Here is a 26,190-nt window from a genome sequence, read left to right as displayed (position 1 = left end):
GATCGCCGGGTTTCAGGCTGGTCACACCCGGGCCGACCTCCAGCACCACGCCCGCACCTTCGTGGCCGAGGATGGCCGGAAACAGCCCTTCGGGATCAGCGCCCGACAGGGTGAATTCGTCGGTATGGCAGATGCCGGTGGCGCGGATTTCCACCAGAACCTCGCCCGCCTTCGGGCCTTCCAGATTGACCTCCATCACCTGCAACGGTTGTCCGGCAGCGACAGCAACGGCGGCGCGGGTGCGCATGACGATTTCCTCCCGAAGTGTTATTTTGCCGCAGGTTGCGCGAAATCGCGGGCCTTGGCAACCTCTGGAGCGACAAGGAGAACCGCCATGACCGGCATGTCGATGACAGGATTTCGGGCGCCGTTTCTGGCGATGACGGTGGCCTTGCTGACCGCCGGTTGCGTCGTGGAAGCGCCGCCGCCCATGCCCGACATGAGCCCGAATTGTGGGGCTGCCGATCTGCAAGGGCTGGTCGGCCAACCGGCTTCGGTGCTGCAAACCATGCGCTTTGCCAAACCCACCCGCATCATCCGCCCCGGCATGGCGGTGACGATGGATTACAGCCCCGACCGGCTGAACATCGAGATTGATTCAGCGGAAAGGATCATCCGCGTCGCCTGCGGCTGATCAGGTCGCGGCCCCCGGGTTCAGGGGACCGCGCTGCGTTCAGCGTTTGACGCGATAGGTGGAATGACATTCCTTGCAGGCACCGCCCACCGCCATCATCCCTGCCTGCACCCCGGCCAGCGTGGTGGTATCGACGGCCTCGGCGGCCTTGACCAGATCGTTCGATTTCGCCACGAAATCATCCCACTGGGTCCAGATTTCCGGCAGTGCGTCGGTCACCGGGTCGGTGGCCTGCGGCTCGAACTTCGCCGCAATGTCCTTGGCCGAAGCCAGCAGGTCGGCGCGCGCGGCCTCGGCGGCGGCGGCATCGAAGGCGTTCTTTTCCTGGGCAAACTCCATCAGGATCTTCACGCTGTGCGATTGCACGCCCATCAGATCCATCCGCGCCTTCACGGTCGGATCCTGCACGCCTTCCTTGGCAACGGCAACGCCGCCCGCCAGAATCAGGCCTGCGACAAGGGCTTTGGTGGCAAATTTCATGGTAGTCCTCCCGGTTTTTCTGGTCTGAAAACTATAGCCGCGGTTTGAGATGGCGAAAGTGACAGGATCACTCGCCCTAAGGGGGATCACGCGAATGTCATCCTTTTCAGGGCCTCGACTCGGTCCGTCATGCCGCGCTATTGTGAACGAAAAGAGAACATGATGGCACATCGACGGATTCTCTCGCTGTGGTTTCCACGGCTGGCGGCGGAACGGCTGCTGCGGCAACGCGGCGACGTGCTGCCGCTGGCCTTTGCCGTGGTGGCCGATCAGGGCGGGGCGCAGGTGCTGGCCTCGCTGAACGGGTCGGCCGAGGCGGCGGGGCTGCGGCTGGGCCAGCCGTTGCGCGATGCTACGGCGATGTGCCCCGGCCTGATCACCCGCGCCGCCGACCCGTTGCGCGATGCGGCGTTTCTGACGGTGCTGCGGCGCTGGGCGGGCAAGTTCTCGCCTTGGGTGGCCGAAGAACCCCCGGCGTCGCTGGTGATCGACCTTACCGGCTGCGCGCATCTGTTCGGCGGCGAGGCGGCGCTGCTGGCGGAGGTGGAGGCCGATTGCGCCGCCCTTGGCCTGAGCCTGCGGGCCGGGGTGGCCGATACGCCGGGGGCGGCCTGGGCGCTGGCGCGGTTTGCGGGAAAGGACGTGGTGCCGGGTCGCAATGGTGACGCGATTGCGCAGGAGGCCCGTGCCACCCGCTCGCGCGCGTCCAGGCGGCGCGGCTGGGAACGCGGCGGGGCGGTGCCGGCGCTGGCAACCCCGGCGCTGCCGCAGGGGGTGATTGCCGCCCCCGGGCAGATGCGGCAGGCGCTGGCACCCTTGCCGATGGCGGCGCTGCGGCTGCCGGGCGAAACCGTGACCGGGCTGGCGCGGCTGGGCCTGCGCCGGGTCGAGGATATCATGGGCCTGCCGCGTGCCGCCCTGGCCCGGCGCTTTGGCACCGACACGCTGCGGCGGCTGGATCAGGCGCTGGGGCTGGAGCCGGAACCGGTCGCCCCGGCCCGTGCGCCGTTGCATTTCGCGGTGCGGCTGACCTTTCCCGACCCGATCGGCCTGCTGGCCGATGTGCAGGCGGCAGTGGACCGGTTGTTGCCGGTGCTGTGCGCCAAGCTGCACGACCGCGCCCGCGGTGCGCGGCGGGTGCGGCTGCAGGCCTTTCGCGTCGATGGCGCGGTTCAGATGATCGAAGTGGGTCTGGCGCGCCCCGCCGACGACCCTGCCCGCATCCGGCCGCTGCTGGCGCTGAAGCTCGATCAGATCGACGCGGGCTTCGGCATCGACTGCCTGCGGCTGGAGGCGTCCGAGACCGAGCCGCTGACGCCGCGCCAGCACCGCGGTGCGATGGACCCGCAGCCGCGCGGCGCGGCGCAGGATGGCGATGCCCTTGACGATCTGTTGGGCAAGTTGGGGGTGCGGCTGGGGATGGAGGCGGTGACCCGGCTGCACCCCGCCGAAAGCCATATCCCCGAGAAATCGGCGCTGGTGCTGGCCGCCGCCTGGTCTGCCCCCACCACCGACCCCTGGCCCGAGCCGCGCGCCCCCCGGCCCTTGATCCTGTTCCCGCCCGAGCCCGTCATCGCCCCCGAGGAACCCCACCTGCCCGCCACATTCCGCTGGCGCAGACGCGACATGGTGGTGCACCGCGCCGCCGGCCCCGAACGCATCGCGCCCGAATGGTGGTTCGACGACCCCGACTGGCGATCCGGCCCGCGGGATTACTTTCGAGTCGATACGGGCAGCGGCGAGCGGCTGTGGCTTTACTTTGCCCATGGCGCAGCGGTGTCGGCCGGCTGGTTCTGCCACGGCAGTTTTGCCTGAAACGGGGCAGCCGACCCCGGTGGCATCGAGCCACCGTGCCCGGCGCTGACGCGGTGCGGATGACCGGGGGTATCACGCATCTTCTCTGCAAAAATATCCCCGCCGGAGGCACCCGGCCCAATCGCCAGAGCCTCCGGCGGGGATACTTGAGCAAAGGAGAATGCGAAGAGCGCCCGCAGGGTGCGCGATGAGCCTGTGGCTGGACCCCGCCGCCTGCCGGTGCTTAAGTGGCGCCGAATCGCAGGGGTTACAGACATGGCATTCGGCAAGAATATCCGCACTTTCTTCGAGGGGCGTTGGCACGAGGGCGACGTGGCGGTGATGCGCGCCGCCGATCACGGCATCTGGCAAGGCTCGTCGGTGTTCGACGGTGCGCGCTGGTTCGATGGGGTGTCGCCCGATCTGGACAAGCACTGCGCCCGGGTCAACCGCTCGGCCGAGGCCTTGATGATCACCCCCACTGTCGATGCCGCCGAAATGGTCGCCATCGCGCGCGAGGGCTTGCGCGCCTATTCCGACAAGCAAGCGGTCTATATCCGGCCGATGTATTGGGCGCTGGACGGCTCGGAACTCGGCATCGCGCCCAAGGCGAATTCCACCGGCTTTGCGCTGTGCCTGGAAGAAGTGCCGATGCCTGATCCGCTGGCGATGACCAGCCTGACCCGCACCCGCTTTCGCCGCCCGGTGCTGGAGAACAATGTCTGCAACGCCAAGGCGGGCTGCCTTTACCCCAACAACGCAAGGATGCTGGTTGAAGCCAAGGCCAAGGGATTTGGCAACGCGCTGGTGGCCGACGCCATGGGCAACGTCGCCGAAACCGCTACCGCCAACGTCTTCATGGTCAAGGACGGCGTGGCCTTCACGCCCATCGCCAACGGCACCTTCCTGTCGGGCATCACACGGGCGCGCCACATCGCCAACCTGCGCGCTGACGGCATCGAGGTGCGCGAGGCGGTGCTCAGTTTCGACGATTTCCACGCCGCCGACGAGGTGTTCCTGTCGGGCAACTTCGCCAAGGTCACGCCGGTCGGCAATTTTGACGGCACGCATTACCAGCACGGCCCGGTGGCAAAGCGCGCCTGGCAGCTTTACCGCGACTGGGCGCACTCCGCCTAGGGCTTGCCAGCCGGGGGGCGGATCGGCGATGCTGGGGGCTTGTTGGGGGAAATATCATGCGCAAGTTTCTGGTCGTGCTGGATGACAGCCGCGAATGTCTGAACGCGATGCGGTTCGCGGCCTTGCGAGCTGCCCGCACCGGCGCCGGGGTGCAGATCCTGTCGGTGGTGCCGCCCGAGGAATACCAGCACTGGCTGGGCGTCGCTGACCTGATGCGCGCCGAAGCCCGCGAGCGGATCGAGGCGCATTTCGAGGTCTTCGCCAAATGGATGCGCGACAAGAACGGCATCAACCCCGAACTGGTGATCCGCGAGGGCGACCCGACCACCGAGATTTTGGCGCAGGTGCGCGATGATCCCAGCATCGGCGTGCTGGTGCTGGGTGCCGGCACCGACAAATCCGGCCCCGGCCCGCTGGTGACACAGATGAGTCGCAACTCGGGCAGCCTGCCGATCCCAATCACAATCGTGCCGGGCGACATGTCGAAGGAACGGCTGGAAAGCATCACCTGACGCCACGTCAGGTTTGCGCCAGGCGCATTTCGCACTTGCAGCAATTGAATGACGGAAGTCATGCTGCACGTGCATCATGCCGTGGGAGGCGAACCAGAGGAGCGTGCAATGGCCCGCAAACTTCGCTACGTCAAGAAGCCCACTCCGGCGCTGGATGATGCTGTCGCCTACTTCCGCGTCGAGCCAAGCAGCGATCACAGTCTGCGTCTGATCACCGCGCTGGACCAGATGTATGGCTATTACAGCCCGGAATAGCCGAAGATCGGTTTAGAACCGTTCCAAACCTTGACTTGTCGGCGCTGGCGGCGCATATCCGACTATAACAGTTGGAGAAGCCACATGTTCATCCAGACCGAATCCACGCCCAACCCGGCGACGCTGAAATTCCTGCCCGGCCAGACCGTGCTGGAGCTTGGCACCGCCGATTTTCCCAGTGCCGAGGCTGCGGGGAAATCGCCGCTGGCGCAGCGGATCTTCGCGGCGGGCGGTGTGGCTTCGGTATTTTTCGGCACGGATTTCGTCACCGTCACCAAGACCGACACCGCCGCCTGGGACCATATCAAGCCCGGCATCCTGGGCGCGATCATGGAGCATTTCCAGTCGGGTGCGCCGGTGATCGAGGGCGAGCAGGCGGCCTCGGGTCACGCCGACCATGACGGGCCGGATTCCGATATCGTGCGGCAGATCAAGGAGTTGCTGGACAGCCGGGTGCGGCCTGCCGTGGCGCAGGATGGTGGCGACATCACCTTTCACGGTTTTGACCGCGGCGTCGTCTATCTGCACATGCAGGGGGCCTGCGCCGGCTGCCCGTCTTCGACACTGACGCTGAAGATGGGGATCGAGAACCTGTTGCGGCACTATATTCCCGAAGTGCTTGAGGTGCGGTCTGTTGCCGCCTGAGCCATGGATTCTGGGGTTCGACACATCGGCCGCGCATTGCGCGGCCGCTTTGCTGTGCGGCGACCGGCTGGTGGCCGAGGCGCTTGAACCCATGGAGAAGGGGCAGGCCGAACGGCTGATGCCGCTGCTGGCCGAACTGCTGGCCCAGGGTGGCATCGGTTGGCGTGACCTGGCCGCCATCGGCGTCGGCACTGGTCCCGGCAATTTCACCGGCGTGCGCATTGCGGTTTCCGCAGCGCGCGGGCTGGCGCTGGCGCTGAAAGTGCCCGCCATCGGCATCACCCGGTTCGAGGCGGCGGCTTTCGGTCTGCCGCGGCCCGTGGCGGTGGTGGAGGATGCCCGGCGCGGCGAGGCCTTTGTGCAGGCGTTTGCCCCTGACGCCGGTCCGGCGCATGTAGGACTGCTGGCCGATCTGGCCGAAGGGCTGACAATGCCACTGGTCGGCTCGGGTGCCGCTGCGGTGGCAGGCGCGCAAGTGCTGGCGCAACCCTTGCCGCTGGCCGAGGCGATTGCCCGGCTTGCGGCGCAGCGGCTGGGGGCCACACAACCGCGCCCGGCGCCGTTCTACCTGCGCCCCGCCGATGCCGCCCCTTCCTCTGACCCGCCGCCGGTGATGCTGCCGTGACACCGTCCGATCTGGCCTTGCTGCACTTGCGGGTTTTCACCATGCCTCGGCCCTGGACCGTGGCGGAATTCTCCGGGTTTCTGGCCGACCCCGCCTGTTTCCTGTGCCACCAGCCCGGCGGCTTTCTGCTGGGGCGGGTGATTGCGGACGAGGCGGAGCTTTTGACCCTTGCCGTAGCCCCCGAAGCCCGCAGGCAGGGCATCGCTGCTGCCTTGCTGGCGGAATTTCTGGCACAATCCACCGCGCGGGGGGCCGAAACGGCCTTTCTGGAAGTGGCCGCCGACAATCGCGCCGCCCTTGGCCTTTATCACGCCGCGGGCTTTACCGCAGTTGGGCGCCGGCGGGGGTATTACACCTCGCCCGAGGGCCGGGCCATTGATGCGCTGGTGCTGCGTTGCCGGCTGCCCGCCACAGCCTGAACAGCGAACAGTGCAGGCGATTTGATCGAAAGATCAAACCCCTGCCGCGCCTTGCGCAAATATCTATTGACCGGCCAAGCCAAACCCGCCCTAAATCGGCTACGATACGTCCGACGTTTGGTCCGCTGAGTCTGGACCGCTGATCGGGCGTCGCAACAAACAATAACCGGGAGACTTCCATGACCCTCACGAAACACCTGCTCGGCGCGGCGGCAACGCTGGCGCTGACCTCCGGCATGGCGCTGGCCGATCCGGCGATCATCTACGATCTGGGCGGCAAGTTCGACAAATCCTTCAACGAATCGGCCTTCAATGGCGCGACGCTCTGGGCCAAGGAAACCGGCGGCACCTTCAAGGAACTTGAAATGCAGTCCGAAGCCCAGCGCGAACAGGCGCTGCGGCGGCTGGCGGAATCGGGTGCCAACCCGGTGGTGATGACCGGCTTTGCCTTTGGTGACGTGCTGAACCAGGTGGCCCCCGACTTCCCCGACACCAAGTTTGCCATCATCGACATGGTGGTTGATCAGCCGAACGTGAAATCGGTGGTGTTCTCGGAGCATGAGGGCTCGTATCTGGTCGGTCTGCTGGCCGGCATGGCCTCGAAAACCGGCACGGTCGGCTTTGTCGGCGGCATGGACATTCCGCTGATCCGCAAGTTCGGCTGCGGCTATGCGCAGGGTGTCGTGGCGGCCAACCCGGCGGCCAAGGTCATCTTGAACATGACCGGCACCACGCCAGCCGCGTGGAACGACCCGGTGAAGGGTGGCGAGCTGGCCAAGTCGCAAAAGGCGCAAGGCGCCGACGTGATCTATGCCGCCGCCGGTTCGACCGGTCTGGGCGTGCTGCAAGCCGCGGCGGATGAGGGCATCCTGTCGATCGGCGTCGATGCCAACCAGAACTACCTGCATCCCGGCCAGGTGCTGACCTCGATGCTGAAGCGCGTCGATGTCGCGGTTTACAGCGCCTTCATGGAAGGGGCCGACATGACCCCCGGCATCAACGTGCTTGGTCTGGCCAACGAAGGCGTCGGCTACGCGCTGGACGAAAACAACGCCGCCCTGATCACCCCGGAAATGAAGGCCGCGGTGGATGCCGCCGCCGCCAAGATCAAGTCGGGCGAACTGGTGGTGCATGACTACATGAGCGACGACACCTGCCCGGCAGCGACGTTCTGAGCATGTCGGTTGATACCGAAACGGGGCGGCGGGCAACTGCCGCCCCACCTTCCGGCGATGTGCCGCCAGCCATCGAGCTGCGCGGCATCTCGAAGGCCTTCGGCTCGGTGCAGGCCAACAAGGATATCGACATCCTTGTGGCGCGCGGCACCATCCACGGCATCATCGGTGAAAACGGCGCCGGAAAATCCACCCTGATGTCAATCCTTTACGGCTTTTACAAAGCCGACAAGGGCGAGATTTTCATTGGCGGCAAACTGACCACCATCCCCGACAGCCAGAGCGCCATCCGCGCCGGCATCGGCATGGTGTTCCAGCATTTCAAGCTGGTGCAGAATTTCACGGTGCTGGAAAACGTCATTCTGGGTGCCGAAGAAGGCAGGCTGCTGGCGCCGTCGCTGGCCAAGGCGCGCAAGGTGCTGGCCGAACTTGCCGCGGAATACGAGCTTGACGTGGACCCTGACGCGCTGGTGCAGGATCTGTCGGTGGGCCTGCAGCAGCGGGTCGAGATCCTGAAGGCCCTTTACCGCCACGCCGATATCCTGATCCTGGACGAGCCGACCGGCGTGCTGACGCCCGACGAGGCCGACCATCTGTTCCGCATCCTGCAGGGGCTGAAGGATCAGGGCAAGACCATCGTCATGATCACCCACAAGCTGCGCGAGATCATGGAGATCACCGACAATGTCAGCGTCATGCGGCGCGGCACCATGGTGGCGACGGTCAAGACCGCCGAAACCAGCCCCGAGGATCTGGCCGAACTGATGGTGGGCCGCAAGGTCTTGATGCATGTACCCAAAGGCCCCGCCAACCCCGGCAAGGTGGTTCTGGAGGTGGAAAACCTGGCCGTGCGCGACGAGCACAAGGTGGAACGCCTGCGCGGCATCAGCCTGCAAATCCGCGCCGGTGAAATTCTGGGCATCGCCGGGGTGGCGGGCAATGGCCAATCCGAACTGCTGGCGGTGCTGGGCGGTTTTGCCAATGGCACCGGCAAGATCCGGGTCAACGGGGTCGAGCTGGACCTGACAGGGCGCCATTCGGATGGCCAGAGCCGCCGCGCCCAGGGCATCGCCCATGTGCCCGAGGATCGGCAAAGCCTTGGCCTGATCATGGATTTCACCGCCTGGGAAAACATGGCCTTCGGCTATCACAACGCCCCGGAATACCAGAAGAACTGGCTGCTGATGGACAACGACGCCCTGCGCGCCGACACCGACAAGAAGATGGCGACCTATGACATCCGGCCGCCGATTGCGACGCTGGCTGCCAAGAACTTTTCCGGCGGCAACCAGCAGAAGATCGTGGTGGCGCGCGAGATGGAGCGCAATCCCGACCTGTTGCTGATCGGCCAGCCCACCCGCGGCGTAGATATCGGTGCCATCGAATTCATCCACAAGCAGATCATCGCCCTGCGCGATGCCGGCAAGGCGATCCTGCTGGTCTCGGTCGAGCTGGACGAGATCATGAGCATCGCAGACCGCATTGCCGTGATGTTTGATGGCCGCATCATGGGCGAGCGTGATCCGGCGACCACCAACGAACGCGAGCTTGGCCTGCTGATGGCGGGCATGGGCGAGGCAAGTGCCGCCCCAACCAAAGGGGCCGCATGATGGACAGATTGCCAAGATGGGCCGACGTGGTGCTGGTGCCGCTGATCAGCCTTTTGCTGGCGGCGGGCATCTCGGCGCTGACGCTGCTGGCGATCGGGGCCAGCCCAATGGAGGCGCTGACCACCATGGTGACGGGTGCTTTGGGCACGCCCTACGCCTGGGGTTACACGCTCTATTACACCACCAGTTTCATCTTCACCGGGCTGTCGGTGATCGTGGCTTTCCATGCCGGCCTGTTCAACATCGGCGGCGAGGGGCAGGCGCAACTGGGCGGGCTGGGGGTGGCGCTGGTCTGCCTGGCGGTGCCATGGCCACACTGGACGCTGGCCCTGCCTGCGGCGATGCTGGGGGCGGCGCTGTTCGGGGCGGCCTGGGCGGCGATACCGGCCTATCTGCAGGTGCGGCGCGGCAGTCATATCGTCATCACCACCATCATGTTCAACTACATCGGTGCGGCGCTGATCGTCTACATGCTGGTCAACGTGCTGCGCCCCAAGGGCCAGATGGACCCGGCCTCGGCGCATTTTCCGCCCGGTTCCAACCTGCCGACGCTGCATGAATTGCCGGGCTTCAGCCTGATCTTCACCAAGCAGGTGCCCGCCAACGTCACGCTGTTCATCGCCCTGCTGGCCTGCTGGCTGGTCTGGGTGCTGCTGTGGCGCACCCGCATGGGCTATCAGATCCGCGCCTTCGGCAAATCCGACAAGGCGGCGCGCTATGCCGGGATATCACCCTTCAAGGTGACGATGGTGGCCATGCTGATCTCGGGCGCGCTGGCGGGGTTGATGTCGATCAACAACGTGATGGGCGAAAGCGAGCGGTTGTTGCAGAACTCGTCCGAAGGGGCGGGTTTCATCGGCATCGCGGTGGCGCTGATGGGGCGCAACCATCCGTTCGGGGTGTTTCTGGCGGCGCTGCTGTTCGGGTTCCTGTATCAGGGCGGCGCGGAAATCGGCCTGTGGACCTCGATCCCGATCGAGTTGCGCATCGTGGTTCAGGGCCTGGTGATCCTGTTCACCGGCGCGCTGGATCAGATGGTGCGGATGATGCTGGGGCTGGTATTCCGCCCCCGCAAGGCGGAGGCCGCCTGATGGATTACGCAACCCTGCTGCAAATCCTGGACAGCACGCTGCGGCTGGGAACGCCGTTGCTGCTTGCCTGTCTGGCGGGCCTGTTTTCCGAACGATCCGGCATTTTCGACATCGGGCTGGAAGGCAAGATGCTGATGGCCGCGATGTGTTCGGGGGCAGTGGCGGCGCTGTCGGGGTCGGTGTGGATCGGGCTCTTGGCCGGGATCGCCGGGTCGATGATGTTTGCGGTGGTGCACGGGCTGGCCTCGATCACCTTCCGCGGCAACCAGTTGATTTCCGGCGTGGCGCTGAACTTTGTGGCCTCGGGCATTACCGTTCTGGTGGCGCAGGATCTGTTCCATCAGGGTGGCCGCACCCCGGCGCTGACCGGGAACGCGCGGTTCAACGCCATCGACCTGCCGTTTGCCGAAAGCCTGCGGGGCGTGCCGGTGCTGGGGCCGTTCTATGCGGAAGTGGTCTCGGGCCATTCGGCGCTGGTCTATGTGGCGCTGCTGGCGGTGCCGGTGACGTGGTGGCTTTTGTATCGCACCCGGTTCGGGCTGCGGCTGCGGGCGGTGGGGGAAAACCCGGCCTCGGTCGATACCGCCGGGGTTTCGGTGGTGCGGCTGCGTTATGCTGCGGTGGGGATTGCCGGGCTGCTGTGCGGGCTGGCCGGGGCCTACATGGCCACCGGCTTGCAAGCCGGGTTTGGTCGCGAGATGACGGCAGGGCGCGGCTATATCGCGCTGGCCGCGCTGATCTTTGCCAAATGGCGGCCATGGCAGGCACTTTACGCCACCATGCTGTTCGGCTTCCTGCAGGCCTTGGCGCTGCGGCCCGACGTGATCGAGAATATTTTCGGTTTCGCCGTGCCGATCCCGCTGCTGGATGCGCTGCCCTATATCCTGACCGTGGTGGTGCTGGCCGGGTTCGTCGGCAAGGCCATCCCGCCGCGAGCCGGAGGCGAGCCTTATGTCAAAGAGCGCTGAGCTTGCCGCCCTGATCCGCGCCCGCGCGGGCGATGCGCCAGTGCGGCTGGGGCTGATCCTTGGATCGGGGCTGGGGCATCTGGCGGGGGCGGTGCAGGGGGTGGCGATTCCCTATGCCGATCTGCCCGGGTTTCCGCATGTCGGCGTTTCGGGCCACAACCCGAACCTGGTGATCGGCGATCTGGAGGGCGTGCGGGTGGCGGTGTTCGGTGCCCGCGAGCATTACTATGAAAACGGCAACCCTGCGGCGATGCGCCTGCCGCTGGAGGTGCTGAAGGCCCTGGGGGCCGAGGCGCTGATCGCCACCAATGCCGCCGGCTCCCTGCGCCCCGACATCCGCCCCGGCGATCTGATGCTGCTGGCGGACCATATCAACTTTTCCGGCCTGAACCCGCTGATTGGCGAAAAGACCGATGCCCGTTTCGTACCGATGACCGCCGCGCATGATCCCGACCTGCGGGCAGCGCTGCGGGCGGCGGCGGGTCGCGTCGGCGTGGCGCTGCCCGAGGGGGTCTATGCCTGGTATTCCGGCCCCAGTTTCGAAACCCCGGCCGAAATTCGCGCCATCGGCATCCTTGGCGGCGATGCGGTCGGCATGTCCACGGTGCCCGAGGTGATCCTGGCGCGGTTTTTCGGCCTGAAAGTCGCGGCGATCTCGACCATCACCAACATGGCGGCCGGGCTGTCGAGCGAAAGCATCAGCCACGAGCACACCAAGGCGATGGCACCGCTGGGGGCGGCCAAGCTGGAAAAACTGTTGCGCGAATTCCTGCGATGTCTGCGATGACGCCGTGAGCCGCACCGGGGTTTGACAAGCCAACCCGCAACGCGCAAGACTTTTCCCAGCGCCTGTTTTTTCAACCCGCAGCATTTCTTTCCGGCTTCGCCCATGCAGATCTTCCTACCCATCGCCGAGGTTTCCGTGAATGCCTACCTGCTGTTGGGCATTGGCGGAGTCGTGGGCTTTCTGTCGGGCATGTTCGGGGTTGGCGGCGGCTTTCTGATCACGCCCCTGCTGTTCTTCATCGGCATCCCGCCGGCCGTGGCGGTGGCCACCGGCGCCAATCAGGTGGTGGCGTCGTCGGTTTCGGGGGTGCTGGCGCAGTTGCGACGCAAGGCGGTGGATTTCCGCATGGGAGTCGTGCTGCTGGCGGGCGGCATGCTGGGGTCGGCCTTCGGCATCTGGGTGTTTGCGCTGCTGACCAAGGCCGGGCAGATCGACGTGTTCGTGCAGCTGAGCTATGTGCTGTTCCTTGGCATCGTCGGCGCGTTGATGCTGAAGGAAAGCCTGGGGACTCTGCTGCGCACCCGTGGCGGCCGAGCCCCGGTGGCGCGCGCCCATACCCACACCTGGGTGCATGGTCTGCCGCTGAAAGTGAAATTCCGCACCTCGGGGCTGTTCATCTCGGTTTTGCCACCGTTGGCGGTGGGGGCGGTGGTGGGCTTTCTGTCGGCGATCATGGGGGTGGGCGGCGGCTTCATCATGGTGCCGGCGATGATCTACCTTCTGGGGATGCCGACCAAGGTGGTGATCGGCACCTCGCTGTTCCAGATCATTTTCGTGACCGCCTTCACCACGCTGATGCAGGCTGTCACCAACCACACGGTGGACATCGTTCTGGCGGCGCTGCTGATCTTTGGCGGAGTGATCGGGGCACAGCTTGGCGCCCGCGTCGGCGTGCGGCTGAAGGCCGAGCAGTTGCGCGTGCTGCTGGCGCTGCTGGTGCTGGCCGTCTGCATCCGGGTGGCGCTGGATTTGTTGCTGATGCCAGCCGAGCTTTTCTCGATCACCGCGGGCAGGTTGCCATGATCCGCGCGCTGGCCCTTCTGATGCTGATGGCGCTGCCTGTGGCCGCCCAAACCGGACCGGAACAGACCCGACCGGAACAGCCCCGACCTGAACAGACTGCGACCGAAACCATCGTCGCCGGCCTCAGCCACAGCCGGGTGTCGATCACCACCAATTTCGGCGGCTCGGAAATTCTGATCTACGGCGCTGTCAAACGCGAAACCAAGGTGCCCGAAGGCCCGCCGTTACAGGTGATCATCACCGTCGAAGGCCCGCCACAAACCCAGATCGTGCGCCGCAAGGACCACCGCTTTGGCATCTGGCTGAACTCGGCCGAGGTGCGGATCGACAGTGCGCCCAGCTTCTATGCCGTGGCCAGCACCGGCCCGCTGAGCCAGATTCTGGCGCAGACCGATGACCTGCGCTACAATATCTCGCTGCCGCAAGCGATCCGCGCCGTCGGCATCAGCGCCGAAGCCGAAAGCGCGCCACAGTTCGTCGAGGCGCTTATGCGCATCCGCACCGGCGAAGGCAGGTTCATGGTGCGCGACACCGGTGTCGGACTGGCGGAGGACACACTGTTCCGCGCCGATATCGAACTGCCGGCCAACCTGACCGAAGGCAACTATCAGGTGCGGATTTTCCTGACCCGCGATGGCGCCGTGGTCGATACGCTGAAACGCACCATCCGGGTGCGCAAGGAAGGGCTGGAACGAACTGTCTATCGCATGGCCACCCGACAGCCGCTGCTGTATGGCCTGATTGCGCTGGCGCTGGCAGCGGTTTCGGGCTGGGCGGCCTCGGCGGTGTTCCGGCTGTTCCGGCTGTAGCCAACACCGCAGCTAGGCCGCCGCCCGTTCAACCGCCGGGTAGGCCAGTGCCATGCTGATGCCGCGCGTGGCGTTCAGCACCATCAGCGCCGCCCATAGCCCGTGGTTGCCAAAGGGCAGCAGCACCAGCAGCGCCACCGCATAGGCCGCGACCGAAATGGCCATGCAGGCCAGCATCGCCCGGGTGCGGGTGGCGCCGATGAAGATGCCGTCGAACATCCAGCTGGCGACCCCGATCAGCGGCGCCGCAACCAGCCACCAAAGATGCGCCCGCGCCACCGTGCGCACATCCGGGGCAGTGGTCATCAGGTCGATGATCTGTGGGCCGAACAAGGCAAAGGCCAGCGCCAGCAGTGCCGCCCCGCCAAGCCCCCATAACCCGGAAATCCGCGCCGCCTGCCGCACCGCCGCGACCGAGCGCGCGCCCACCGCCTGCCCCACCAGCGCCTCGGCGGCAAAGGCAAAGCCGTCCAGCGCATAGGCGGTGATCTCCAGAAACTGCATCAGCACCTGGTTGGCGGCCAGCGTCACGTCACCAAAGCCCGCGCCAAGGAACAGGAAGGCGGTGAAACTGCCCTGCAACAGCACGGATCGCAGCATGATGTCGGTGTTGACCGAGGCCATCCGCCGCAGCGCCCGCGCATCCCGCATCCGCGCCCAGACCGCCGCCAGCCCCGGGCCAAAGGCGCTGCGGCAAAGCCACAGACCGAAGCCAAGCCCGGTCCATTCGGCAATCAGCGTCGCGGCGGCCACCCCCGGCACGCCCCAGCCAAGGCCCAGCACGAACCACAGGTCCAGCGCGATGTTCAGCCCGTTCATCCACAGTTGCAACAGCAGCACCGCGCGGGTGCGCTCCTGCGCGATCAGCCAGCCGGTCACGGCGTAAAGCGCTATGGTGGCAGGCGCCCCCCAGATGCGGATGGCAAGATATTGCCGCGCCAGCCCCTCCACCTCGGCACTGGCCGGGGCCAGCGCGAAGGCGGCCCAGACCAGCGGTGCTTGCAACGCCACGAACACGCATCCCGCCGCAGCACCAATGGCCAGCGCCCGCAGCAGAATCGCCCGCAATTCCACCCGGTCCCCCGCCCCCAGCGCCTGCGCCGCCAGCCCCGAGGTGCCCATGCGCAGAAAGCCGAAGATCCAGTAGACCGAGGCCAGCACGATCGCCCCCAGCCCCACCGCGCCGATCGGGGCCGCCAGACCCATCTGCCCGACCACGGCGGTATCCACCGCCCCCAACAGCGGCACGGTGGCGTTCGAAAGCACAATGGGCAGCGCGATCTTCAGAACGCGGGTGTGACCGACCTCAGCCATCCGTGGCCATGCCGTCGCCCGTTGGCATCAGGAAATGCCCGGTGGCCTGCGCGAACAGGCGGCTGCGATTGTCCTGCCAGGCCTCGACATGCACGCTCGCATAGCGCCGCCCCGAGCGGTTGACCCGCGCCCTTGCATAGGCGTCGCGCGGCAGGCCTGCGCGCAGATAATCCACTGTGAAATCAATGGTCTTGGGCAGGCGTGGCAGATGCGCGGGGTCCAGCGCCCGCGGGTCCAGCGCGCCTTTCTCCATGTTCTCCCACAGCAGCGACCACGACAGTTCGATGATCGCCGTCACCTCCAGAAACGCCGCCGTCACCCCGCCGTGCAGCGCCGGGATCGTCGGGTTGCCAATCAGCTTTTCGTCAAACGGCAGGATCGCGGTCAACTCGTCGCCGCGGCGGTCGAACCCTATCCCCAGAAAGCTGATATAGGGCACGCCTTCCACCAGCGTGCGCAGCGCGGTATCGCGGCGCTGCTTGATCACCTGCACCGGCTCGGGCTTGGCGCGGGTCATTCGGCGGCCCTCCGGCGTTCGACGGTGAAGGCGCCGGTGGCAGTGGCGACCGGGCGGGTGGTGTCGTCGTCGGTGGTGACCACCCGCACGAAGGCCACCGACCGGGTGACGTGGTAACATTCCGCCCGGGCCGAGATGCGCTGGCCGGGGGCTGCGGGGCGCATGTAGTCGATGCGCAGGTCAATGGTGGCGGTGCTGTCGCCGGCCGCAGGGTGGCTCATCACCGCCGCCCCCGAGGCGGTATCCATCAGCGCCGAAACCGCCCCGCCATGGATGACCCCGGTCAGCGGATCACCGACGAATCGCTTGTCATAGGGCATATCGACCACGGCCACGCCATTGCCGATCTTCTGCAACTGCATGCCCAGCGCCGCACTGTGCGGCAGCGCCTCGATGAACTGGCGGGCGAATTTCAACGTGTCGCGCATCGCGGCCCCCTGCAACCTGCGCCATATTCGCCGAACCACCCGCAAGCACAAGCCCCGGCCCCTGCGGCCTTTGCACAACGATTGCGCAACCGGATGCTTTGGCCTTAGGCTGGCCGCGAAAGGAAGGGCGATGGCCGATATCCGCCTCAGCTTCAAGGACATGTGCGCGCGGTTCGATGTGACGCCGCGCACCCTGCGCTATTACGAATACATCGAATTGTTGCAGCCCGAAAAGGACGGCCGCGCCCGGTTTTATGGGGCGCGTGAGGTGGCGCGGATGACGCTGATCCTGCGGGGTCGGCGGTTCGGCTTTTCGCTGGAGGAAATCCGCCAGTGGCTGCTGATCTATCAGCAAAAGGGCACCAAGGCGCAGATGGCCGCCATGGTGGCGCTGGCCGACCGGCAACTGGCGGAACTGGAACGCCAGCGGGCCGAACTTGACGCCTCGATCACCGATCTGCGCGCCCTGCGCGATACCGCCGCCGCACAGTAACCGCTTGCCCGGCTGACATCACGTCAAGCGCGCTTTGACGTAACGTTACGTTTACGTCAACGTCAACCGGTCTGGTAACACCGGGGTTCGGCGCACATTTACCCCCTATCCCCATTCACTGCGCGAGCATGTCAATGACACCCGACCTGATGACCATCCGCGAGATGTGTGCCGCTTTCGACGTCACCCCGCGCACATTGCGGTTTTACGAATCCAAGGAACTGATCTTTCCGGTCCGCCAAGGCACCCGGCGGCTGTTCACCCGGCGCGACCGGGCGCGGCTGACGCTGATCCTGCGCGGCAAGCGTTTCGGCTTTTCGCTGGAAGACCTGCGCCAGCTTCTGGACCTTTACGACCGCGACGGCAGCCAGGAGCCGCAGTTGCGCCGCACCTACGAGATCGCTAGCGAACGGCTGGCACAGATGGAACGCCAGCGCGCCGAGCTTGATGTGGCGATTTCCGACCTGAAAGAGCAACTGGCCTGGGGCGCCGAGGTGCTGGCCAGCTTTCGCCAACCCGCCGCCGAATAGAATTCCCACCTGACCGGAGACGCCGATGCCCGTATATGCTGCCCCCGTGAAAGACCTGCAATTCGTGCTGCACAACCTGCTGGAGGTGTCGCAATCCGAGGTGCCCGGCTATCACGAACTTGACGCGGGCTTTACCGGTGCGGTGTTCGAGGAAGCGGGCAAGGTGGCCACCGACCTGCTGACCCCTTTGAACGCCGTGGGCGACCACGAGGGCTGCGTGCTGGAAAACGGAGTGGTGCGCACCCCCACCGGCTTCAAGGCGGCGTTCAAGGCGATGCAAGAGGGTGGCTGGACCTCGCTTGATTGCGACCCCGATTATGGCGGCCAGGGCCTGCCCTATCTGATGGGGGCGGCGGTTTCGGAAATCTTCTCCTCGGCCAACATGGCGTTCAACATGTATCAGGGTCTGACCCATGGCGCCTATTCAGCGATCCACGCCCATGGCACCGAGGCGCAGAAGGCCACCTATCTGCCGAAGATGGTCAGTTGCGACTGGACCGGCACGATGAACCTGACCGAGCCGCAATGCGGCACCGATCTGGGCCTGATGCGCACCAAGGCAGAACCGCAGGCCGACGGCAGCTATGCGATCACCGGCACCAAGATCTTCATCTCGGCCGGCGAGCATGACCTGGCGGAAAACATCATCCATCTGGTGCTGGCCCGTGCGCCGGGCGGTGCGCCGGGCATCCGCGGCGTCAGCCTGTTCATCGTGCCGAAGTTTCTGGTCAACCCCGATGGCAGCCTTGGCGCACGCAACAAGGTGACGGCGGGCAAGGTCGAACACAAGATGGGCATCCACGGCTCGGCCACCTGCGTGATGAACTACGATGGCGCCACCGGCTTTCTGCTGGGCGATCTGCACAAGGGCATGCGCGCCATGTTCACCATGATGAACGAGGCCCGGCTTGGCGTCGGCCTGCAAGGCTATGCGGTGGCCGAAGCCGCCTTTCAGAACGCCGTCGCCTACGCCCGCGAACGCCTGCAAGGCCGCGCTGTCACCGGCGACGCCAACCCCGCCGGCCCCGCCGACCCGCTGATCGTGCATCCCGACATTCGCCGCAGCCTGATGGACCAGAAAAGCTTCGTCGAAGGCGCGCGGGCCTTCACCCTTTGGGGGGCGCATCTGATCGACCGCTCGCGGCGGCAGGGCGACGCGGCGGCCGAGGCGATGATCTCGCTGCTGACCCCGGTAATCAAGGGCTTCCAGACCGACAAGGGCTTCGAGATGGCGGTGGCGGCACAGCAGGTCTGGGGCGGCCACGGCTATATCGAGGCCAACGGCATGAGCCAGTTCGTCCGCGACGCCCGCATCGCCATGATCTACGAAGGCGCCAATGGCGTGCAGGCGCTGGATCTGGTGGGGCGCAAACTGGCATTGGATGGCGGCAAGCCGGTGATGGCGTTCTTTGCCATGATGAAGGCCTTCATCAAGGACAATGACGGCGACCCGCGGCTGAAGGCCGACTTCCTGCTGCCGCTGAAAAAGGCGTCGAAAGACGTGCAGGCCGCGGCGATGCACTTTCTTGGAACGGCGGCGAAAGACCCCAATGCCGCCCTCTCCGGTTCTACCGATTTCCTGCACATGATGGGACATGCCTGCCTTGGCCTGATGTGGGCGCGGATGGCGAAAGCCGCTTATGCCGCACTGGACGCAGGCGGCGATACCGCATTTCTGGAAGCCAAGATCGCCACGGGCCGCTACTACATGTCCCGCCACCTGCCCGCCACTGCGCTGCATTTGGCGCGGATCGAGACCGGCGCTGCGGCGGTGATGGCGCTTCCGGCTGCAGCGTTCTAGTCTGGGTTGCACGCCCATCGGCAACACCACGAGGATACCATGCCCAAACGCTTTCGCCTGACCCGCCGCTTCCCCGTCGCCATGACCGAAGACGGCTACCGCCGCCTGAAACGCTTTGCCACCGAGGCAGGGCTGGACGAAGGCGAGGCGCTGTCGTTCCTCTTTGAAAACTTCACCTCGGTGATCAACGAAGACAACCTGACCCACCGCCTGCGGCTGTTCAATTCGGAACTGGAGGATCGCAAGGCATGACCGCCCGCCGCCCCACACCCGCACTCCACTTTTCACCTTTGCACAAATATCCCACGGGGGTGCGGGGGTGTGAAACCCCCGCTGCCGTCGCCAACAACGGAGTGCCCCGCCGATGACCACAAAACTTTATTGCTTTGGCGAATCCGGCAATGCCTACAAGGTGGCGCTGGCCCTGACGCTGGCCGACATGGAATGGCAGCCGGTCTACGTCGATTTCTTCAACGGCGAGACCCGCAGCCCGGCGTTCCGCGCCCTGAACCCGATGGGCGAGGTGCCGGTGCTGGTCGATGGCGATACCACGCTGACCCAGTCGGGGGTGATCCTCGACTATATCAGCTCCAAATCCGGCAAGCTGGGCGGGCGGTCGGCGGCGGCGCGGCGCGACATCCTGCGCTGGCTGTTCTGGGACAATCACAAACTGTCCACCCAGATCGGCACCACCCGCTTTCTGGCCAATTTCATGCCCGAAGACAAACGCCCCGCCGGCGTCATCCCCTTCCTGCAAGGCCGCCTGAAAGCCGCCTATACCGTGCTGGACGACCACCTTGCCGCGCACAAATGGCTGGTGGGCGACGCCGTCACCATCGCTGACCTCTCCTGCTGCGGCTATCTGTTCTACCCCGAGCCCTTCGGCTTTTCCCGCACCGACTGGCCGCATATCGACGCCTGGCTGGGCCGGATTTCCGCCCTGCCCGGCTGGCAGCTTCCCTATGATCTGATGCCCGGCAACCCGTCCGACCGCGCCTAAGGAGCCACCATGACCGACGCCTTCATCTACGACGCCCTGCGTTCCCCCCGCGGCAAGGGCCGCCCCGACGGCGCGCTGCACGAGGTCACGGCGTTGGCGCTTTCGGCCCGGATGCTGAACGCGGTCAAGGCGCGCAACGGGCTTGTCGGCGCTGCGGTCGAGGATGTGATCTGGGGCAACGTCACCCCGGTGGGCGAGCAGGGTGGCTGCCTGGCCCGCTCGGCGGTGCTGGCGTCGGACCTTGACGAAACCATCCCCGGCCTGGCGATCAACCGCTTCTGCGCCTCTGGCATCGAGGCGGTGAACCTTGCCGCCAATCAGGTGCGCGGCGGCGCCGGGAACGGCTATATCGCCGGCGGGGTCGAGATGATGGGGCGCGTTGCCATGGGCAGCGATGGTGCTGCGATTGCCGCCGACCCGTCTCTGGCGATGAAGGTCCATTTCGTGCCGCAAGGCATTTCCGCCGACCTGATCGCCACGAAATATGGCTTCAGCCGCCAGCAGGCCGACGCGCTGGCGGTGGAAAGCCAGCGGCGGGCGGCGCAAGCCTGGGCAGAGGGGCGGTTTGCCCGCTCCATCGTGCCGGTGCTGGATCAGAACGGCCTGACCATTCTGGCCCGCGACGAATACATGCGCCCGGCCACCGACATGGCCAGCCTTGCCGCCCTGCGCCCGGCCTTCAAGGACATGGGCGAAACCATGCCCGGTTTCGACAAGGTGGCGCTGATGCGCTATCCGCAACTTGAGAAGATCGAACATGTCCACCATGCGGGCAACTCCAGCGGCATTGTCGATGGCGCCGCTGCGGTGCTGATCGGCAACCGCGAGTTTGGCGTGAAGTTCGGCCTGCAACCCCGCGCCCGTATTCGCGCAACCGCCAAGATCGGCACCGAACCCAGCATCATGCTGACCGGCCCGGTGCCGGTGACCGAAAAGATCCTGCGCGAAGCCGGCATGTCAATTTCCGACATCGACCTGTTCGAGGTCAACGAGGCCTTCGCCGCCGTGGTGTTGCTGTTCCAGCAGGCTTTCAACGTCGATCCCGCCCGGGTCAACGTCAACGGCGGGGCGATTGCCATGGGCCACCCGCTGGGCGCCACCGGTGCCATGATCATCGGCACCCTGCTGGACGAGCTGGAGCGCAGCGGAAAATCGGTGGGGCTGGCGACGCTGTGCATCGCCTCCGGCATGGGCGTGGCGACGATCATCGAACGGGTGTGACCATGCGGCGGGGCAAGTTTTCGACCGGAATCGACGCTGATTTTCCTTTATGCGCGTCAAGCGGCATGAAAATCCCATTGATTCCCGCGCCGGTTGTCGTATTTTGCGCAAACAAGGGCGCTAAAGGTCGCATCACTTGGCCCATCCGGGTTATTCTTCGCTGTTTGAATTTTCGCTCAGGCCCGGCCCCCGATGTATGCACGCGCGCGAGATTTGATGGACCAGCATGCCCACGCCTTCAACGCGGGCAATTTCCGGCAATTCGTCGGGATCTACGACTTTCCGCTGGCGATGGAGGTCGAAGGGCAGATGATGCTGTTCGTCACCCCGGATGCGCTGGTGGCGTCCATGCGCGGCTATCGCCTGATGCTGGCCGGGCTGGACAGTGCGACCATCCGGCCGCGGGTCAAGGCGGTGGAATTGCCGCGGCACAGCCGCTTCCGCATCTGGACCAGTTGGCTGCATTTCGATGCCGCGGGCACCGAGTTCGGCGTTTCGGAATTCGTCTATCATTGCCGCGACCGACGCGACCACATCTGCGTCGAGATGGTGTCGGTGCTCAAATCCTTCGACGCCGCAATGGTGCCAGCGCAGCCGACCCAGGCCTTCCGCGCCTGACCTCGCAGGCCACCGCACCGGAGGCCGCCCATGCCCAAGCTTGACCTGACAAAGGTGCCGCTGAAGACCGGCAGCATCTATCCCGAACCCTATGCCAGCCAGATGGCCGGGCGCAGCAGCCTGCGGCTGGGTGCGGCGGGAGGCCTCACGCAATTCGGCGCCAATCTGGTGATCCTGCAACCGGGTGCGATGTCGTCCTTGCGGCACTGGCACGCCGCCGAGGATGAATTTGTCATGGTCACGCAAGGCATCTGCACCCTGGTGCAGGACGCAGGCGCCACCGACATGCACCCCGGCGATTGCGCGGCCTTTCCGGCGGGCAACTCCGATGGCCACCATTTCCTGAACCGCACCGATACCGAGGCGCGGTTTCTGGTGATTGGCAGCAAGGCCGCGCACGAGGTGGCCACCTATTCCGATATCGACATGCAGGTCGAAATGTCGGGCGGCAAGGCCCGCTTCCTGCACAAGGACGGCAGCGACTGGAGCGGCCCGCGATGATCGTCGATCCCTTGCGCGCGCCGGTCAGCGGCGAGAACGGCTGCCACACGCTGCACCTTTCGGTGGCGGGCGGACTGACCCAGTTCGGTGCCTATGTCGATACGCTGCAACCGGGGGCATATTCGTCCAAACGCCATTGGCACGAGGCCGAGGACGAGTTTCTTTTCGTTCTGGAAGGTGTCGCCACGGTGATCGACGATGATGGTGCCCATGATCTGGTGCCCGATGATGCCGCCTGCTGGCGTCACGGCGACCCCAATGCGCATCACGTCACCAACCGCGGTGCTGCCCCTTGCCGTTACCTGATCGTCGGCAGCCGGGTGGCGGGCGATGTCTGCCACTATCCCGACAGCGGCTGGCGACAGGTGAACGGCCCCACACGCTGGACGGTTTGCAACGGCGACGGCGGGGTGGAACGGCAAGGCGATCTGCCGCCGGAACTTCTGAACCTGCCGCCGGTCTGGGGCACGCCCTATGACCGGCCGATGCCACGCATCTTGCGGGCGGCCACGCGGCAATGGGTGCTGGAGGATAGCTATGCCCACCCGGTGCTGGGCGGCGGCCTTGGCCCCTATAGCCATGCCATTCTGGGCGATGTCGGCGGGCTGTCGCAATTCGGCGTGCATCTGGAGCGTCTGCCTGCAGGCAGCCGGTCGTCGTTCCGCCATTGGCACGAAGCCGAGGATGAACTGGTGCTGATCCTGTCGGGCCATCCGACGCTGATCGAGGATCAGGAAACCCGGCTGAACCCCGGCGACATGGTCTGCTGGCCTGCCGGTCAGGCTACCGCGCACCAGTTGCGCAATGATGGCCCGGGCGAGACGCTGTATCTGACCCTCGGCACCCGGCTTGCCGATGACATCATCCACTACCCCGACCACGACCTGATCACCCACAAGACCGGCCCCGCCCGACGCTACACAAGCGCCGACGGCACCCCGATCGACAGGAGGCTTCCATGACCGATTTCACCATGACCACCGACGCCGACGGCATCGCCACCATCACCTGGGACGTTCCGGCCAAGTCGATGAACGTGATGTCGCTGGCAGGCTTTGCCGAACTGGATGCAGCGATGGATGCGGCCTTGGCCGATCCGGGGGTGAAGGGCATCCTGATCACCTCGGGCAAGAAGGATTTCGCCGGCGGCATGGATCTGAACGTCATCGCCGAGATGCGGGCCGGCGGCGCTCAGGCGATCTTTGACGGGGTGATGGCGATGCACGCCGTGCTGCGCAAGATCGAGCGTGCCGGCATGGACCCGAAAACCCTGAAGGGCGGCAAGCCGATTGCCGCCGCCCTGCCCGGCACCGCGTTGGGGATCGGGCTGGAGCTTCCCCTCGCCTGCCACCGCATCTTTGCCGCCGACAACCCGAAGGCGAAGATCGGCCTGCCCGAGATCATGGTCGGCATCTTCCCCGGTGCCGGTGGCACCACGCGCCTTGCGCGCAAGATGGGGGCAATGATGGCCGCGCCCTACCTGCTTGAAGGCAAGCTGTCCGACCCGAAATCCGCCAAGGCGGGCGGGTTGATCGACGAGGTGGTGGCCCCCGATGCGCTGCTTGCCCGGGCGAAGGAATGGCTGCTGGCGGCGACCGACGCCGATCTGGTCAAGCCCTGGGACGCCAAGGGCTACAAGATGCCGGGCGGCGCGCCTTACCATCCGGCGGGCTTCATGACCTTTGTCGGTGCCAGCGCCATGGTGCTGGGCAAGACCATGGGGGTTTACCCTGCGGCGAAGGCGCTGCTGTCGGCGGTCTATGAAGGCGCTTTGGTGCCGTTCGATACCGCCCTGAAGATCGAGGCGCGCTGGTTCACCCATGTGCTGATGAACCCCTCCTCCACCGCGATGATCCGCAGCCTGTTCATCAACAAGGAGGCGCTGGAGAAGGGCGCCAACCGGCCTGCCTTGACTGACCAGAGCGTGCAGAAACTGGGGGTGATCGGCGCGGGCATGATGGGTGCCGGCATCGCCTATGTCAGCGCCAATGCGGGCATTCAGGTGGTGCTGATCGACGCCACGCAAGAGGCCGCCGACCGTGGCCGCGCCCATGCCGAAAGCCTGCTGGACAAGGGCATCGCGCGGCGCAAGGTGACGCCGGAAAAGAAGGCCGAAGTGCTGGCCCGCATCAGTGCCACCACCGATTATGCCGCCCTTGCCGGGTGCGATCTGGTCGTCGAGGCGGTGTTCGAAGACCCGAAAGTGAAGGCCGAGGTCACGGCGAAAGTCGAAGCCGCCACTGGCCCCGGTTGCATCCTTGCCACCAACACCTCGACCCTGCCGATCACTGGCCTGGCCCGCGCCAGCACCCGCCCCGAGGCCTTCATCGGCATCCATTTCTTCTCGCCCGTGGACAAGATGAACCTGGTCGAGATCATCCGTGGCAAGCAGACCGGCCCGACCGCCGTCGCCAAGGCGCTGGATTTCGTCCGGCAAATCCGCAAGACCCCGATCGTGGTCAACGACGCGCGGTTCTTCTTCGCCAACCGCTGCATCATCCCCTACATCAACGAGGGCATCCGCATGGTGGCCGAAGGGGTGGAACCGGCGCTGGTGGAAAACGCGGCCAAGCTGGTGGGCATGCCGCTGGGGCCACTGCAACTGGTCGATGAAACCTCGATTGATCTGGGGGTCAAGATCGCCAAGGCCACCAGGGCCGCGATGGGCGATGCCTATCCCGATGGCGCGGTGGATACGGTGCTGTTCGCCATGGCCGACGCCGGGCGGCTGGGCAAGAAGGCCAATGCCGGGTTCTACGCCTATGACGCGCAGGGCAAGCGCGAGGGGCTGTGGCCGGGGCTTGCCACCGCCCATCCCGTCGCTGCCAGCCAACCCGACCTGACCGAGGTGCAACACCGCCTGCTGTTCGCGCAGGTGCTGGAGGCGGTGCGGGCGCTGGAAGACGGCGTGCTGACCGACATCCGTGAAGGCGACGTGGGGGCTATCCTCGGCTGGGGCTTTGCGCCGTGGTCAGGCGGGCCGTTCTCCTGGCTCGACATGATCGGCACGCCGCGTGCGGTGGAGATTTGCGACGCCCTTGCCGCCGCCCACGGCCCGCGCTTCGCCGCCCCCACCCTGCTGCGCGAGATGGCGGCCGGCAACCAGCAGTTCTACAGCCGCTTCGCGCCTCAGGTAAACGCCGCCTGACCGCCGCCGTAACCGGTCTGATACAGGCTGCGGCCCAGGTCTTCGGCCATCATGCCAGCGACCAGCGTCCGCGCCTGCGCCGCTGTCAGCAGCGGGTATTCCGTCACCTTGCTGGCGGGCGACGGGCAATGCAGCAGCATGCCGCGCCCGCCGTAGATGATCTGATCGGCTGCAAACTGCAGCGAAAAGGCCGGGCGCGCGCCCACCGGGCACAGATCAATGCCGCGAAACCCCATCAGCGCCGCCGCTGGCACCAGCACAAAGGGCTGGCCATAAAGCTCTTCGGCGGCATCGCTTTCGATCAGCACCCGCTGTTCGGGTAACAGCACGATGCCCTGACGGTTCTCCATCGCCCCGACCGGCACCTTCAACGGCCAGACCAGCCGCAACCCGATCTCGGCCACCTCCGGCAGCGCCAACCGTTCCACCCGCACCAATGCCTGCGGCCCGGATTCAAAAGTCAGAACCACATCGCCCGGCAGTAGCGTTTCCACCGCCCGCCAGCCGTTCGGCGTGGCCACATAGGTGCCCGCCAATATTCCACCCATCATCTGTCCCACTTCGCAACCCCTGCCCCACAGCAGATTTAGCCGCGCCCACGCGTCAGAAAGCCGGGAAACCGAGCCACCCAAGCGGCCGGATTCAGGCGCGCTTT

31 protein-coding genes are annotated in these 26,190 nt (G+C 65.8%); 25 read left to right on the top strand and 6 right to left on the bottom strand.

Going from position 1 to position 26,190, the window contains the following annotated elements:
- Positions 1–247, bottom strand: a 247-nt coding sequence (locus RSW2DRAFT_RS02825; protein ID WP_008027848.1) for an alcohol dehydrogenase catalytic domain-containing protein, incomplete at its 3' end; no start/stop codon positions are given.
- Between the two features lie 87 nt (positions 248–334).
- Between RSW2DRAFT_RS02825 and RSW2DRAFT_RS02820 the strand changes: the two genes are divergently transcribed.
- On the top strand, positions 335–634 hold the full coding sequence (locus RSW2DRAFT_RS02820) for an I78 family peptidase inhibitor (protein ID WP_008027845.1): 300 nt from the start codon (positions 335–337) through the stop codon (positions 632–634).
- A 39-nt stretch (positions 635–673) separates the two neighbouring features.
- On the opposite strand, the gene RSW2DRAFT_RS02815 is transcribed toward RSW2DRAFT_RS02820, so the two are convergent.
- On the bottom strand, positions 674–1,114 hold the full coding sequence (locus tag RSW2DRAFT_RS02815; RefSeq protein WP_008027844.1) for a c-type cytochrome: 441 nt from the start codon (positions 1,112–1,114) through the stop codon (positions 674–676).
- A 162-nt stretch (positions 1,115–1,276) separates the two neighbouring features.
- Here RSW2DRAFT_RS02815 and RSW2DRAFT_RS02810 point away from each other — a divergent pair, with 162 nt between their 5' ends.
- From RSW2DRAFT_RS02810 to RSW2DRAFT_RS02745, 14 genes are all read left to right on the top strand, one after another.
- Positions 1,277–2,929, top strand: coding sequence for a DUF6504 family protein (locus tag RSW2DRAFT_RS02810; protein WP_008027842.1), 1,653 nt, complete (start codon positions 1,277–1,279; stop codon positions 2,927–2,929).
- A gap of 255 nt (positions 2,930–3,184) precedes the next feature.
- Positions 3,185–4,045: a branched-chain amino acid aminotransferase gene (locus RSW2DRAFT_RS02805; protein WP_008027840.1), complete on the top strand. Its 861-nt coding sequence runs from the start codon at positions 3,185–3,187 to the stop codon at positions 4,043–4,045.
- A 56-nt stretch (positions 4,046–4,101) separates the two neighbouring features.
- Entirely contained in the window at positions 4,102–4,557 is a 456-nt protein-coding gene (locus RSW2DRAFT_RS02800) for a universal stress protein (protein ID WP_008027839.1), read from the top strand.
- Between the two features lie 108 nt (positions 4,558–4,665).
- On the top strand, positions 4,666–4,812 hold the full coding sequence (locus tag RSW2DRAFT_RS02795; protein WP_008027837.1) for a hypothetical protein: 147 nt from the start codon (positions 4,666–4,668) through the stop codon (positions 4,810–4,812).
- 84 nt (positions 4,813–4,896) lie between these two features.
- Entirely contained in the window at positions 4,897–5,457 is a 561-nt protein-coding gene (locus RSW2DRAFT_RS02790) for a NifU family protein (RefSeq protein WP_008027836.1), read from the top strand.
- Positions 5,447–6,082, top strand: a complete 636-nt coding sequence (tsaB, locus tag RSW2DRAFT_RS02785) for a tRNA (adenosine(37)-N6)-threonylcarbamoyltransferase complex dimerization subunit type 1 TsaB (protein WP_008027834.1) — start codon at positions 5,447–5,449, stop codon at positions 6,080–6,082. The genes RSW2DRAFT_RS02790 and tsaB overlap by 11 nt, the downstream gene beginning before the upstream one ends.
- The gene (gene rimI, locus RSW2DRAFT_RS02780; RefSeq protein WP_008027831.1) at positions 6,079–6,501 is read left to right on the top strand and encodes a ribosomal protein S18-alanine N-acetyltransferase; all 423 of its coding nucleotides are present in this window, start codon (positions 6,079–6,081) and stop codon (positions 6,499–6,501) included. The genes tsaB and rimI overlap by 4 nt, the downstream gene beginning before the upstream one ends.
- 179 nt (positions 6,502–6,680) lie before the next feature.
- The gene (locus tag RSW2DRAFT_RS02775; protein ID WP_008027829.1) at positions 6,681–7,676 is read left to right on the top strand and encodes a BMP family lipoprotein; all 996 of its coding nucleotides are present in this window, start codon (positions 6,681–6,683) and stop codon (positions 7,674–7,676) included.
- Positions 7,677–7,678: 2 nt separating this feature from the next.
- On the top strand, positions 7,679–9,286 hold the full coding sequence (locus RSW2DRAFT_RS02770; protein ID WP_008027827.1) for an ABC transporter ATP-binding protein: 1,608 nt from the start codon (positions 7,679–7,681) through the stop codon (positions 9,284–9,286).
- The gene (locus tag RSW2DRAFT_RS02765) at positions 9,286–10,377 is read left to right on the top strand and encodes an ABC transporter permease (protein WP_040671492.1); all 1,092 of its coding nucleotides are present in this window, start codon (positions 9,286–9,288) and stop codon (positions 10,375–10,377) included. The genes RSW2DRAFT_RS02770 and RSW2DRAFT_RS02765 overlap by 1 nt, the downstream gene beginning before the upstream one ends.
- Positions 10,377–11,345 (top strand): ABC transporter permease, encoded by a 969-nt coding sequence (locus tag RSW2DRAFT_RS02760; protein ID WP_008027823.1) that lies wholly within the window; start codon positions 10,377–10,379, stop codon positions 11,343–11,345. Before RSW2DRAFT_RS02765 ends, RSW2DRAFT_RS02760 begins: the two co-directional genes overlap by 1 nt.
- On the top strand, positions 11,329–12,132 hold the full coding sequence (locus RSW2DRAFT_RS02755) for a purine-nucleoside phosphorylase (protein ID WP_008027821.1): 804 nt from the start codon (positions 11,329–11,331) through the stop codon (positions 12,130–12,132). The genes RSW2DRAFT_RS02760 and RSW2DRAFT_RS02755 overlap by 17 nt, the downstream gene beginning before the upstream one ends.
- A 102-nt stretch (positions 12,133–12,234) precedes the next feature.
- The gene (locus tag RSW2DRAFT_RS02750; RefSeq protein ID WP_008027819.1) at positions 12,235–13,155 is read left to right on the top strand and encodes a sulfite exporter TauE/SafE family protein; all 921 of its coding nucleotides are present in this window, start codon (positions 12,235–12,237) and stop codon (positions 13,153–13,155) included.
- Complete coding sequence (locus tag RSW2DRAFT_RS02745; RefSeq protein ID WP_008027816.1) at positions 13,152–13,964, top strand: TIGR02186 family protein; 813 nt, start codon at positions 13,152–13,154, stop codon at positions 13,962–13,964. The genes RSW2DRAFT_RS02750 and RSW2DRAFT_RS02745 overlap by 4 nt, the downstream gene beginning before the upstream one ends.
- 12 nt (positions 13,965–13,976) lie before the next feature.
- On the opposite strand, the gene RSW2DRAFT_RS02740 is transcribed toward RSW2DRAFT_RS02745, so the two are convergent.
- Genes RSW2DRAFT_RS02740 through RSW2DRAFT_RS02730 form a run of 3 tightly spaced genes read right to left on the bottom strand, consistent with a single transcriptional unit; the run spans position 13,977 to position 16,223 of the window.
- Complete coding sequence (locus RSW2DRAFT_RS02740) at positions 13,977–15,278, bottom strand: MATE family efflux transporter (RefSeq protein WP_008027815.1); 1,302 nt, start codon at positions 15,276–15,278, stop codon at positions 13,977–13,979.
- On the bottom strand, positions 15,271–15,795 hold the full coding sequence (locus RSW2DRAFT_RS02735; protein WP_008027812.1) for a PaaI family thioesterase: 525 nt from the start codon (positions 15,793–15,795) through the stop codon (positions 15,271–15,273). The genes RSW2DRAFT_RS02740 and RSW2DRAFT_RS02735 overlap by 8 nt, the downstream gene beginning before the upstream one ends.
- The gene (locus RSW2DRAFT_RS02730; protein ID WP_008027810.1) at positions 15,792–16,223 is read right to left on the bottom strand and encodes a PaaI family thioesterase; all 432 of its coding nucleotides are present in this window, start codon (positions 16,221–16,223) and stop codon (positions 15,792–15,794) included. The genes RSW2DRAFT_RS02735 and RSW2DRAFT_RS02730 overlap by 4 nt, the downstream gene beginning before the upstream one ends.
- 130 nt (positions 16,224–16,353) lie before the next feature.
- Between RSW2DRAFT_RS02730 and RSW2DRAFT_RS02725 the strand changes: the two genes are divergently transcribed.
- The 10 genes from RSW2DRAFT_RS02725 to RSW2DRAFT_RS02680 all read left to right on the top strand — a co-directional run bounded on the left by RSW2DRAFT_RS02725 (position 16,354) and on the right by RSW2DRAFT_RS02680 (position 25,535).
- Positions 16,354–16,716, top strand: coding sequence for a MerR family transcriptional regulator (locus RSW2DRAFT_RS02725; RefSeq protein WP_008027808.1), 363 nt, complete (start codon positions 16,354–16,356; stop codon positions 16,714–16,716).
- Positions 16,717–16,850: 134 nt separating this feature from the next.
- The gene (locus RSW2DRAFT_RS02720; protein WP_008027807.1) at positions 16,851–17,246 is read left to right on the top strand and encodes a MerR family transcriptional regulator; all 396 of its coding nucleotides are present in this window, start codon (positions 16,851–16,853) and stop codon (positions 17,244–17,246) included.
- A 25-nt stretch (positions 17,247–17,271) separates the two neighbouring features.
- Entirely contained in the window at positions 17,272–19,047 is a 1,776-nt protein-coding gene (locus RSW2DRAFT_RS02715; protein ID WP_008027805.1) for an acyl-CoA dehydrogenase C-terminal domain-containing protein, read from the top strand.
- A gap of 39 nt (positions 19,048–19,086) precedes the next feature.
- The gene (locus RSW2DRAFT_RS02710; protein ID WP_008027803.1) at positions 19,087–19,299 is read left to right on the top strand and encodes a hypothetical protein; all 213 of its coding nucleotides are present in this window, start codon (positions 19,087–19,089) and stop codon (positions 19,297–19,299) included.
- Positions 19,300–19,411: 112 nt separating this feature from the next.
- A complete protein-coding gene (locus RSW2DRAFT_RS02705) occupies positions 19,412–20,047 on the top strand; it encodes a glutathione S-transferase family protein (protein WP_008027801.1) in 636 nt (211 codons plus the stop codon).
- Positions 20,048–20,056: 9 nt separating this feature from the next.
- Positions 20,057–21,268, top strand: coding sequence for an acetyl-CoA C-acetyltransferase (locus tag RSW2DRAFT_RS02700; RefSeq protein ID WP_008027800.1), 1,212 nt, complete (start codon positions 20,057–20,059; stop codon positions 21,266–21,268).
- A gap of 216 nt (positions 21,269–21,484) precedes the next feature.
- Positions 21,485–21,886 (top strand): hypothetical protein, encoded by a 402-nt coding sequence (locus RSW2DRAFT_RS02695; protein WP_008027798.1) that lies wholly within the window; start codon positions 21,485–21,487, stop codon positions 21,884–21,886.
- Between the two features lie 30 nt (positions 21,887–21,916).
- Positions 21,917–22,387: a cupin domain-containing protein gene (locus RSW2DRAFT_RS02690; RefSeq protein ID WP_008027796.1), complete on the top strand. Its 471-nt coding sequence runs from the start codon at positions 21,917–21,919 to the stop codon at positions 22,385–22,387.
- Complete coding sequence (locus tag RSW2DRAFT_RS18430; RefSeq protein ID WP_008027794.1) at positions 22,384–23,349, top strand: cupin domain-containing protein; 966 nt, start codon at positions 22,384–22,386, stop codon at positions 23,347–23,349. The genes RSW2DRAFT_RS02690 and RSW2DRAFT_RS18430 overlap by 4 nt, the downstream gene beginning before the upstream one ends.
- Positions 23,346–25,535: a 3-hydroxyacyl-CoA dehydrogenase NAD-binding domain-containing protein gene (locus tag RSW2DRAFT_RS02680; RefSeq protein WP_008027790.1), complete on the top strand. Its 2,190-nt coding sequence runs from the start codon at positions 23,346–23,348 to the stop codon at positions 25,533–25,535. Before RSW2DRAFT_RS18430 ends, RSW2DRAFT_RS02680 begins: the two co-directional genes overlap by 4 nt.
- Here the strand turns inward: RSW2DRAFT_RS02680 and RSW2DRAFT_RS02675 are convergent.
- Positions 25,517–26,083: a Hint domain-containing protein gene (locus tag RSW2DRAFT_RS02675; protein ID WP_008027787.1), complete on the bottom strand. Its 567-nt coding sequence runs from the start codon at positions 26,081–26,083 to the stop codon at positions 25,517–25,519. The genes RSW2DRAFT_RS02680 and RSW2DRAFT_RS02675 overlap by 19 nt on opposite strands.
- Between the last annotated feature and the right edge of the window lie 107 nt (positions 26,084–26,190).

It is taken from the genome of Rhodobacter ferrooxidans (assembly GCF_000176015.1).
GTDB classification, from domain to species: Bacteria; Pseudomonadota; Alphaproteobacteria; order Rhodobacterales; family Rhodobacteraceae; genus Pseudorhodobacter_B; species Pseudorhodobacter_B ferrooxidans.
This window is presented reverse-complemented; position numbering and strand designations above follow the sequence as displayed.

What these genes read in the sequence shown, in the direction of transcription:
- RSW2DRAFT_RS02715 (WP_008027805.1), top strand. Translation starts at nt 17,272, where the DNA reads ATGCCCGTATATGCTGCCCCCGTGAAAGACCTGCAATTCGTGCTGCAC.
- RSW2DRAFT_RS02740 (WP_008027815.1), bottom strand. Translation starts at nt 15,278, where the DNA reads ATGGCTGAGGTCGGTCACACCCGCGTTCTGAAGATCGCGCTGCCCATT.
- RSW2DRAFT_RS02800 (WP_008027839.1), top strand. Translation starts at nt 4,102, where the DNA reads ATGCGCAAGTTTCTGGTCGTGCTGGATGACAGCCGCGAATGTCTGAAC.
- RSW2DRAFT_RS02755 (WP_008027821.1), top strand. Translation starts at nt 11,329, where the DNA reads ATGTCAAAGAGCGCTGAGCTTGCCGCCCTGATCCGCGCCCGCGCGGGC.
- RSW2DRAFT_RS02760 (WP_008027823.1), top strand. Translation starts at nt 10,377, where the DNA reads ATGGATTACGCAACCCTGCTGCAAATCCTGGACAGCACGCTGCGGCTG.
- RSW2DRAFT_RS02680 (WP_008027790.1), top strand. Translation starts at nt 23,346, where the DNA reads ATGACCGATTTCACCATGACCACCGACGCCGACGGCATCGCCACCATC.
- RSW2DRAFT_RS02810 (WP_008027842.1), top strand. Translation starts at nt 1,277, where the DNA reads ATGGCACATCGACGGATTCTCTCGCTGTGGTTTCCACGGCTGGCGGCG.
- RSW2DRAFT_RS02675 (WP_008027787.1), bottom strand. Translation starts at nt 26,083, where the DNA reads ATGGGTGGAATATTGGCGGGCACCTATGTGGCCACGCCGAACGGCTGG.
- RSW2DRAFT_RS02765 (WP_040671492.1), top strand. Translation starts at nt 9,286, where the DNA reads ATGGACAGATTGCCAAGATGGGCCGACGTGGTGCTGGTGCCGCTGATC.
- RSW2DRAFT_RS02815 (WP_008027844.1), bottom strand. Translation starts at nt 1,114, where the DNA reads ATGAAATTTGCCACCAAAGCCCTTGTCGCAGGCCTGATTCTGGCGGGC.
- RSW2DRAFT_RS02700 (WP_008027800.1), top strand. Translation starts at nt 20,057, where the DNA reads ATGACCGACGCCTTCATCTACGACGCCCTGCGTTCCCCCCGCGGCAAG.
- RSW2DRAFT_RS02775 (WP_008027829.1), top strand. Translation starts at nt 6,681, where the DNA reads ATGACCCTCACGAAACACCTGCTCGGCGCGGCGGCAACGCTGGCGCTG.
- RSW2DRAFT_RS02695 (WP_008027798.1), top strand. Translation starts at nt 21,485, where the DNA reads ATGGACCAGCATGCCCACGCCTTCAACGCGGGCAATTTCCGGCAATTC.
- RSW2DRAFT_RS02690 (WP_008027796.1), top strand. Translation starts at nt 21,917, where the DNA reads ATGCCCAAGCTTGACCTGACAAAGGTGCCGCTGAAGACCGGCAGCATC.
- RSW2DRAFT_RS02820 (WP_008027845.1), top strand. Translation starts at nt 335, where the DNA reads ATGACCGGCATGTCGATGACAGGATTTCGGGCGCCGTTTCTGGCGATG.
- RSW2DRAFT_RS02805 (WP_008027840.1), top strand. Translation starts at nt 3,185, where the DNA reads ATGGCATTCGGCAAGAATATCCGCACTTTCTTCGAGGGGCGTTGGCAC.
- RSW2DRAFT_RS02790 (WP_008027836.1), top strand. Translation starts at nt 4,897, where the DNA reads ATGTTCATCCAGACCGAATCCACGCCCAACCCGGCGACGCTGAAATTC.
- RSW2DRAFT_RS02770 (WP_008027827.1), top strand. Translation starts at nt 7,679, where the DNA reads ATGTCGGTTGATACCGAAACGGGGCGGCGGGCAACTGCCGCCCCACCT.
- RSW2DRAFT_RS02750 (WP_008027819.1), top strand. Translation starts at nt 12,235, where the DNA reads ATGCAGATCTTCCTACCCATCGCCGAGGTTTCCGTGAATGCCTACCTG.
- RSW2DRAFT_RS02705 (WP_008027801.1), top strand. Translation starts at nt 19,412, where the DNA reads ATGACCACAAAACTTTATTGCTTTGGCGAATCCGGCAATGCCTACAAG.
- RSW2DRAFT_RS02730 (WP_008027810.1), bottom strand. Translation starts at nt 16,223, where the DNA reads ATGCGCGACACGTTGAAATTCGCCCGCCAGTTCATCGAGGCGCTGCCG.
- RSW2DRAFT_RS02745 (WP_008027816.1), top strand. Translation starts at nt 13,152, where the DNA reads ATGATCCGCGCGCTGGCCCTTCTGATGCTGATGGCGCTGCCTGTGGCC.
- RSW2DRAFT_RS02720 (WP_008027807.1), top strand. Translation starts at nt 16,851, where the DNA reads ATGACACCCGACCTGATGACCATCCGCGAGATGTGTGCCGCTTTCGAC.
- RSW2DRAFT_RS02725 (WP_008027808.1), top strand. Translation starts at nt 16,354, where the DNA reads ATGGCCGATATCCGCCTCAGCTTCAAGGACATGTGCGCGCGGTTCGAT.
- RSW2DRAFT_RS02710 (WP_008027803.1), top strand. Translation starts at nt 19,087, where the DNA reads ATGCCCAAACGCTTTCGCCTGACCCGCCGCTTCCCCGTCGCCATGACC.
- RSW2DRAFT_RS02795 (WP_008027837.1), top strand. Translation starts at nt 4,666, where the DNA reads ATGGCCCGCAAACTTCGCTACGTCAAGAAGCCCACTCCGGCGCTGGAT.
- RSW2DRAFT_RS02735 (WP_008027812.1), bottom strand. Translation starts at nt 15,795, where the DNA reads ATGACCCGCGCCAAGCCCGAGCCGGTGCAGGTGATCAAGCAGCGCCGC.
- RSW2DRAFT_RS18430 (WP_008027794.1), top strand. Translation starts at nt 22,384, where the DNA reads ATGATCGTCGATCCCTTGCGCGCGCCGGTCAGCGGCGAGAACGGCTGC.